Origin of the sequence: Xylophilus sp. Leaf220 (assembly GCF_001421705.1) — a bacterium.
In the GTDB taxonomy this organism is placed as follows: Bacteria; Pseudomonadota; Gammaproteobacteria; order Burkholderiales; family Burkholderiaceae_C; genus Xylophilus.
Genome location: NZ_LMKO01000023.1, coordinates 369,032 through 375,388, shown reverse-complemented (window position 1 = coordinate 375,388; position 6,357 = coordinate 369,032). Strand labels below are relative to the sequence as shown.

The 6,357-nt window shown below is 63.2% G+C and carries 9 protein-coding genes and 2 pseudogenes; all 11 read left to right on the top strand.

The window, feature by feature from the left end; genetic code table 11:
* Positions 1–2: 2 nt before the first annotated feature.
* Positions 3–1,189, top strand: a pseudogene (gene tuf, locus ASE76_RS15590) (elongation factor Tu); the annotation flags it as partial.
* A gap of 1 nt (position 1,190) precedes the next feature.
* Positions 1,191–1,315: pseudogene (locus ASE76_RS20170) on the top strand (elongation factor Tu); the annotation flags it as partial.
* A 25-nt stretch (positions 1,316–1,340) separates the two neighbouring features.
* Positions 1,341–1,652 (top strand): 30S ribosomal protein S10, encoded by a 312-nt coding sequence (gene rpsJ / locus ASE76_RS15585; protein ID WP_003059431.1) that lies wholly within the window; start codon positions 1,341–1,343, stop codon positions 1,650–1,652.
* A 262-nt stretch (positions 1,653–1,914) separates the two neighbouring features.
* A complete protein-coding gene (rplC, locus tag ASE76_RS15580; protein WP_055841356.1) occupies positions 1,915–2,595 on the top strand; it encodes a 50S ribosomal protein L3 in 681 nt (226 codons plus the stop codon).
* Positions 2,595–3,215: a 50S ribosomal protein L4 gene (gene rplD, locus ASE76_RS15575; RefSeq protein WP_055841352.1), complete on the top strand. Its 621-nt coding sequence runs from the start codon at positions 2,595–2,597 to the stop codon at positions 3,213–3,215. Before rplC ends, rplD begins: the two co-directional genes overlap by 1 nt.
* Positions 3,212–3,532, top strand: coding sequence for a 50S ribosomal protein L23 (gene rplW / locus ASE76_RS15570; RefSeq protein ID WP_055841349.1), 321 nt, complete (start codon positions 3,212–3,214; stop codon positions 3,530–3,532). Before rplD ends, rplW begins: the two co-directional genes overlap by 4 nt.
* A gap of 2 nt (positions 3,533–3,534) precedes the next feature.
* Positions 3,535–4,359: a 50S ribosomal protein L2 gene (gene rplB, locus ASE76_RS15565; protein ID WP_055841346.1), complete on the top strand. Its 825-nt coding sequence runs from the start codon at positions 3,535–3,537 to the stop codon at positions 4,357–4,359.
* Positions 4,360–4,369: 10 nt separating this feature from the next.
* Positions 4,370–4,645: a 30S ribosomal protein S19 gene (gene rpsS / locus ASE76_RS15560; RefSeq protein WP_055841343.1), complete on the top strand. Its 276-nt coding sequence runs from the start codon at positions 4,370–4,372 to the stop codon at positions 4,643–4,645.
* Positions 4,646–4,654: 9 nt separating this feature from the next.
* Positions 4,655–4,987, top strand: coding sequence for a 50S ribosomal protein L22 (rplV, locus tag ASE76_RS15555; protein ID WP_055841341.1), 333 nt, complete (start codon positions 4,655–4,657; stop codon positions 4,985–4,987).
* Between the two features lie 17 nt (positions 4,988–5,004).
* The gene (gene rpsC, locus ASE76_RS15550; RefSeq protein ID WP_055841338.1) at positions 5,005–5,904 is read left to right on the top strand and encodes a 30S ribosomal protein S3; all 900 of its coding nucleotides are present in this window, start codon (positions 5,005–5,007) and stop codon (positions 5,902–5,904) included.
* 25 nt (positions 5,905–5,929) lie between these two features.
* On the top strand, positions 5,930–6,346 hold the full coding sequence (rplP, locus tag ASE76_RS15545; RefSeq protein ID WP_055841335.1) for a 50S ribosomal protein L16: 417 nt from the start codon (positions 5,930–5,932) through the stop codon (positions 6,344–6,346).
* Positions 6,347–6,357 lie beyond the last annotated feature (11 nt).

Genomic DNA, 6,357 nt, shown 5'->3' with positions numbered 1-6,357 from the left:
AAATGGGAAAAGAGAAATTCACACGTACTAAGCCGCACGTCAACGTCGGCACGATCGGTCACGTCGACCACGGCAAGACCACGCTGACGGCGGCGATCGCGACCGTGCTGTCGGCCAAGTTCGGCGGCGAGGCCAAGGCCTACGACCAGATCGACGCAGCGCCCGAAGAAAAGGCCCGCGGCATCACGATCAACACCGCCCACGTGGAATACGAGACGGCCAACCGCCACTACGCCCACGTCGACTGCCCCGGCCACGCCGACTACGTCAAGAACATGATCACCGGCGCCGCCCAGATGGACGGCGCGATCCTGGTGTGCTCGGCCGCMGACGGCCCGATGCCCCAGACCCGCGAGCACATCCTGCTGGCCCGYCAGGTGGGYGTCGGCTACATCATCGTGTTCCTGAACAAGTGCGACATGGTCGACGACGCCGAACTGCTCGAGCTCGTCGAGATGGAAGTGCGCGAGCTGCTCGACAAATACGAGTTCCCGGGCGACGACACCCCGATCATCCACGGCTCGGCCAAGCTCGCCCTCGAAGGCGACAAGGGCCCGCTGGGTGAAGAAGCCATCATGAAGCTGGCCGAAGCACTCGACACCTACATCCCCACGCCAGAGCGCGCGATCGACGGTGCCTTCCTGATGCCCGTGGAAGACGTGTTCTCCATCTCCGGCCGCGGCACCGTCGTGACCGGTGCCGTCGAGCGCGGCATCATCAAGGTCGGCGAGGAAATCGAGATCGTCGGCATCCGCGACACGCAGAAGACCACCTGCACCGGCGTCGAAATGTTCCGCAAGCTGCTCGACCAGGGCCAGGCCGGCGACAACGTTGGCGTGCTGCTGCGCGGCACCAAGCGTGAAGACGTCGAGCGCGGCCAGGTGCTGTGCAAGCCCGGCTCCATCAAGCCGCACACCCACTTCACCGCCGAGGTGTACGTTCTGAGCAAGGACGAGGGCGGCCGCCACACGCCGTTTTTCAACAACTACCGTCCGCAGTTCTACTTCCGCACGACCGACGTGACCGGCGCCATCGAGCTGCCCGAAGGCAAGGAAATGATCATGCCCGGCGACAACGTGTCGATCACCGTCAAGCTGATCAACCCCATCGCCATGGAAGAAGGCCTGCGCTTCGCCATCCGCGAAGGTGGCCGGACCGTCGGCTCCGGCGTGGTCGCGAAGATCATCGCNGCGACAACGTGTCGATCACCGTCAAGCTGATCAACCCCATCGCCATGGAAGAAGGCCTGCGCTTCGCCATCCGCGAAGGTGGCCGGACCGTCGGCTCCGGCGTGGTCGCGAAGATCATCGCGTAATTTCTAACAAGAAGAGGGAATTACCATGTCCAAGCAAAAGATCCGCATCCGCCTGAAAGCATTCGACTACAAGCTGATCGACCAGTCGGCAGCCGAGATCGTCGACACCGCGAAGCGCACCGGCGCCATCGTCAAGGGCCCCGTGCCCCTGCCGACGCGCATGAAGCGTTTCGACATCCTGCGCTCGCCGCACGTCAACAAGACGTCGCGCGACCAGTTCGAAATCCGTACGCACCAGCGTCTGATGGACATCGTCGATCCGACCGACAAGACGGTCGACGCGCTGATGAAGCTCGACCTGCCGGCCGGTGTCGACGTGGAAATCAAGCTGCAATAAAGGGCGGCCGTTCGCGGCATCCCAACGAGAGCCGGGCCCTGTGCCCGGCTTTTTTCTGGGCTGTTGCCGTCGCGCAGCAGTACCGTGGTTGCAGGTTTCTGCAGGGCGGGCTAGAATGCGCGGCTCTGCCCGGATTGCGTTTTGGCGCATCCGGGCGGAATTTTTATCAATCTTCTCCAGCGCATGCGTCTTCTCGTAGAAGGCAGCGGTGCAAACGCCTTGGCCAATTGCAGTCGGGGCGGCTGGAGTTTTGGAGAAACATATGAGTCAAAGCAACTCCCTCGGGTTGCTGGGCCGCAAGGTTGGCATGATGCGCCTCTTCACGGACGATGGGGACGCAGTGCCTGTCACCGTGGTGGATGTGTCCAACAACCGCGTGACCCAGGTCAAGACCCCTGAGGCTGATGGCTACGTGGGCCTGCAGGTGACGTTCGGTGCCCGCAAGGCATCGCGTGTCACGAAGCCCGCAGCCGGCCACCTGGCCAAGGCCGGTGTCGAAGCCGGCGAAATCATCCGCGAATTCCGCATCGAAGCCGATGTCGCCGGTCAGTACGCTGCCGGCGCCGTCGTGAAGGCCGAGTCGCTGTTCGCCGTGGGCCAGAAGGTGGACGTGCAGGGCACCTCCATCGGTAAGGGCTTCACCGGCACGATCAAGCGTCACAACTTCAAGTCGCAGCGCGCTTCGCACGGTAACAGCCGTTCGCACAACGTCCCCGGTTCCATCTCGATGGCCCAGGACCCAGGTCGCGTGTTCCCCGGCAAGAAGATGTCGGGCCACCGTGGCGACGCTACCGTCACCACCCAGAACCTCGACGTGATCCGCGTGGACGAAGCCCGTCAGCTGCTGCTGATCAAGGGTGCCATTCCCGGCGCCAAGGGCGGTTTCGTCACCGTGCGCCCGGCCGTGAAGGCCAAGCCAGCTGCTGACAAGGGAGCGAAGTAATGCAACTCGAACTCCTGAACGAACAGGGCCAGGCTGCTTCCAAGTTCGACGTGCCTGAGACCGTCTTCGGTCGCGACTACAACGAAGATCTGATCCATCAGATCGTGGTCGCCTACCAGGCCAATGCCCGCCAAGGCACGCGCGCCCAGAAGGATCGCGAGCAGGTCAAGCATTCGACCAAGAAGCCGTTCAAGCAAAAGGGAACGGGCCGCGCCCGTGCCGGTATGACGTCCTCGCCCCTGTGGCGCGGAGGCGGTCGCACCTTCCCAAACATGCCCGACGAAAACTTCACGCAGAAGATCAACAAGAAGATGTACCGCGCCGGCATGGCGTCCATCCTCTCGCAGCTCGCCCGTGAAGGCCGCCTGGTGGTGATCGATTCCCTCACCGTGGAATCGCCCAAGACCAAGGTTTTGGCCGACAAGTTCAAGGCCCTGAACCTGCAATCCGTGCTGGTCATCGCCGAAGAAGTCGACGAGAACCTGTACCTCGCATCGCGCAACCTGGTCAACGTGCTGGTCGTCGAGCCCCGCTACGCCGATCCGGTCTCGCTGGTGCACTACAAGAAAGTGCTCGTGACCAAGGGCGCGATCGACAAGCTCAAGGAGATGTTCGCATGAGCGCCGCTACCGTGAAGTTTGAAGAAGGTCGTCTGATGGCCGTACTGGTCGCCCCGATCGTGTCCGAAAAGGCCACGATGGTGAGCGAGAAGTCGAACGCCGTCACCTTCAAGGTGCTGCAGGACGCCACCAAGCCCGAGATCAAGGCCGCCGTCGAACTGATGTTCAAGGTGCAGGTCAAGGGCGTGTCCGTCGTCAACACCAAGGGCAAGACCAAGCGTTTCGGCAAGTCGATCGGCCGCCGCGACAACGTGCGCAAGGCGTACGTGACGCTGCAGCCGGGTCAAGAGCTGAACCTGTCCGGGGAGGCCGCTTAATCATGGCAGTCATCAAGATGAAACCCACCTCGCCCGGCCAACGTGCCGTGGTGAAGGTCTCGCGCGATCACCTGTACAAGGGTGCTCCGCACGCTCCGCTGCTGGAGCCTCAGTTCCAGGCAGCCGGTCGTAACAACAACGGCCACATCACCATCCGCCACCGGGGCGGTGGTCACAAGCACCACTACCGCGTCGTCGATTTCGTCCGCAACAAGGACGGCATCCCGGCCAAGGTCGAGCGCATCGAGTACGACCCGAACCGTACGGCCCACATCGCCCTGGTGGTGTATGCCGACGGCGAGCGCCGCTACATCATCGCTCCGCGCGGTGTGGAGCCGGGCGCGACGCTGCTGTCCGGATCGGAAGCTCCGATCCGCGCCGGCAACACGCTGCCGATCCGCAACATCCCGGTGGGTTCGACCATCCACGCGATCGAGATGCAGCCCGGCAAGGGCGCGCAGATCGCCCGCTCGGCAGGTTCCTCCGCCACGCTGCTGGCACGCGAAGGCGTGTACGCCCAGGTCCGCCTGCGCTCCGGTGAAGTGCGCCGCATCCATATCGAATGCCGCGCCACCATCGGCGAAGTCGCCAACGAAGAACACAGCCTCCGCCAGCTCGGCAAGGCCGGTGTCAAGCGCTGGATGGGCATCCGCCCGACCGTGCGCGGCGTTGCGATGAACCCGGTCGATCACCCCCACGGTGGTGGTGAAGGCAAGACCGGCGAAGGCCGTCATGCAGTCGACCCATGGGGCAATCTGACCAAGGGTTACCGCACCCGTAACAACAAGCGCACGCAGGTCATGATCGTGTCGCGTCGCAAGAAGTAAGGGATAGCAGATGACTCGCTCTCTCAAGAAGGGTCCTTTCGTTGACCACCATCTGGTGGCCAAGGCCGACAAGGCCGTGACGACGAAGGACAAGAAGCCGATCAAGACCTGGTCGCGCCGCTCCATGGTTCTGCCCGAATTCATCGGTCTGACCATCGCCGTGCACAACGGCAAGCAGCACATCCCGGTCTACATCACCGATCAGATGGTGGGCCACAAGCTGGGCGAATTCGCCCTGACCCGCACGTTCAAGGGTCACCCCGCGGACAAGAAAGTCAAAAGGTAAGGAGCCGACATGTCTGAAACACGTGCAGTCCTCCGCGGCGTGCGCCTCTCGGTCGACAAAGGCCGTTTGGTTGCTGACCTGATCCGCGGCAAAAAAGTGGATCAAGCCCTCAACATCCTCACCTTCACCCAAAAGAAGGCTGCCGGGATCGTCAAGAAAGTGCTGGAGTCGGCCATCGCCAACGCCGAGCACAACGACGGTGCCGACATCGACGAGTTGAAGGTCACCACCATCTACGTTGAACAAGGTGCCACGCTCAAGCGTTTCACCGCGCGCGCCAAGGGCCGCGGCAACCGCATCAGCAAACCCACGTGCCACGTGTACGTGACGGTTGGCAATTAACGGAAGGTCTGGAAGATATGGGACAAAAAATCCACCCAACCGGCTTCCGTCTTTCGGTGAGCCGCAACTGGGCCAGCCGCTGGTATGCCAACAACCGTGACTTCGCCGGCATGCTGGCCGAAGACATCAAGGTGCGCGAGTTCCTGAAGGCCAAGCTCAAGAATGCCGCGGTCTCGCGCATCCTGATCGAGCGTCCTGCCAAGAACGCCCGCATCACCATCTTCTCGGCACGTCCGGGCGTGGTGATCGGCAAGAAGGGCGAAGACATCGAGAACCTGAAGAAGGAACTCGCTCTGCGCCTGAAGGTGCCGGTCGCGGTCAACATCGAAGAAGTGCGCAAGCCCGAAATCGATGCCAAGCTGATCGCCGACTCGATCACCCAGCAGCTCGAAAAGCGGATCATGTTCCGTCGCGCCATGAAGCGTGCGATGCAGAACGCGATGCGTCTGGGCGCCCTGGGCATCAAGATCATGTCGTCGGGTCGTCTGAACGGCATCGAAATCGCACGCTGCGAGTGGTACCGCGAAGGTCGCGTGCCACTCCACACCCTGCGCGCCGACATCGACTACGGCACCTCGGAAGCCAAGACCACCTACGGCGTCATCGGCGTCAAGGTCTGGGTCTACAAGGGCGACACGCTGGGTCGCAACGACCTGCCGGCCGTGGTCGAGACGCGTGACGACGAGCGTCGTCCACGCGGCCCGCGCCGCGATGCCCGCCCAGGCGAGCGTCCCGGTGGCGATCGCCGTCCGGCCCCGCGCCGCGACGGTGGCCGTCCGGTCGGTGGCAACACCGCGCCCGCCGATGGCAGCGACAAGCCCGTGGGCGCCGGTGGCGCCGCGGATCCCTCAGCCGTTAAGCGCGTCCGCAAGGTAGCCGCGCCCGCTGCAGCAGCGGACGGTGCAAAGGCCGAGTAATCGGTCTGTTTAAGGAAAAATTACCATGCTGCAACCCGCTCGCCGCAAATACCGCAAGGAGCAGAAGGGCCGCAACACCGGCATCGCCACACGGGGCAACTCCGTGGCGTTCGGTGACTTCGGCCTGAAGTGCACCGACCGCGGCCGCCTGACGGCCCGCCAGCTCGAAGCCGCACGCCGTGCGATTTCCCGTCACGTCAAGCGTGGCGGCCGTATCTGGATCCGTGTGTTCCCCGACAAGCCGATCTCCACCAAGCCCGCAGAAGTGCGGATGGGTAACGGCAAGGGCAACCCCGAGTACTACGTGGCCGAAATCCAGCCCGGCAAGATCGTCTTCGAGATCGTCGGTGTTCCGGAAGAACTGGCCCGCGAAGCGTTCAAGCTGGCGGCTGCCAAGCTGCCGCTGCGCACCACCTTCGTCGCACGCCAGCTCGGCGCTTGATCAGGAGAATG

Bases quoted from the DNA above. Each gene is read 5' to 3' on its own strand.
- rplP (WP_055841335.1), top strand. From the start codon at position 5,930: ATGCTGCAACCCGCTCGCCGCAAATACCGCAAGGAGCAGAAGGGCCGC.
- rplD (WP_055841352.1), top strand. From the start codon at position 2,595: ATGCAACTCGAACTCCTGAACGAACAGGGCCAGGCTGCTTCCAAGTTC.
- rplC (WP_055841356.1), top strand. From the start codon at position 1,915: ATGAGTCAAAGCAACTCCCTCGGGTTGCTGGGCCGCAAGGTTGGCATG.
- rplV (WP_055841341.1), top strand. From the start codon at position 4,655: ATGTCTGAAACACGTGCAGTCCTCCGCGGCGTGCGCCTCTCGGTCGAC.
- rpsJ (WP_003059431.1), top strand. From the start codon at position 1,341: ATGTCCAAGCAAAAGATCCGCATCCGCCTGAAAGCATTCGACTACAAG.
- rpsS (WP_055841343.1), top strand. From the start codon at position 4,370: ATGACTCGCTCTCTCAAGAAGGGTCCTTTCGTTGACCACCATCTGGTG.
- rplW (WP_055841349.1), top strand. From the start codon at position 3,212: ATGAGCGCCGCTACCGTGAAGTTTGAAGAAGGTCGTCTGATGGCCGTA.
- rplB (WP_055841346.1), top strand. From the start codon at position 3,535: ATGGCAGTCATCAAGATGAAACCCACCTCGCCCGGCCAACGTGCCGTG.
- rpsC (WP_055841338.1), top strand. From the start codon at position 5,005: ATGGGACAAAAAATCCACCCAACCGGCTTCCGTCTTTCGGTGAGCCGC.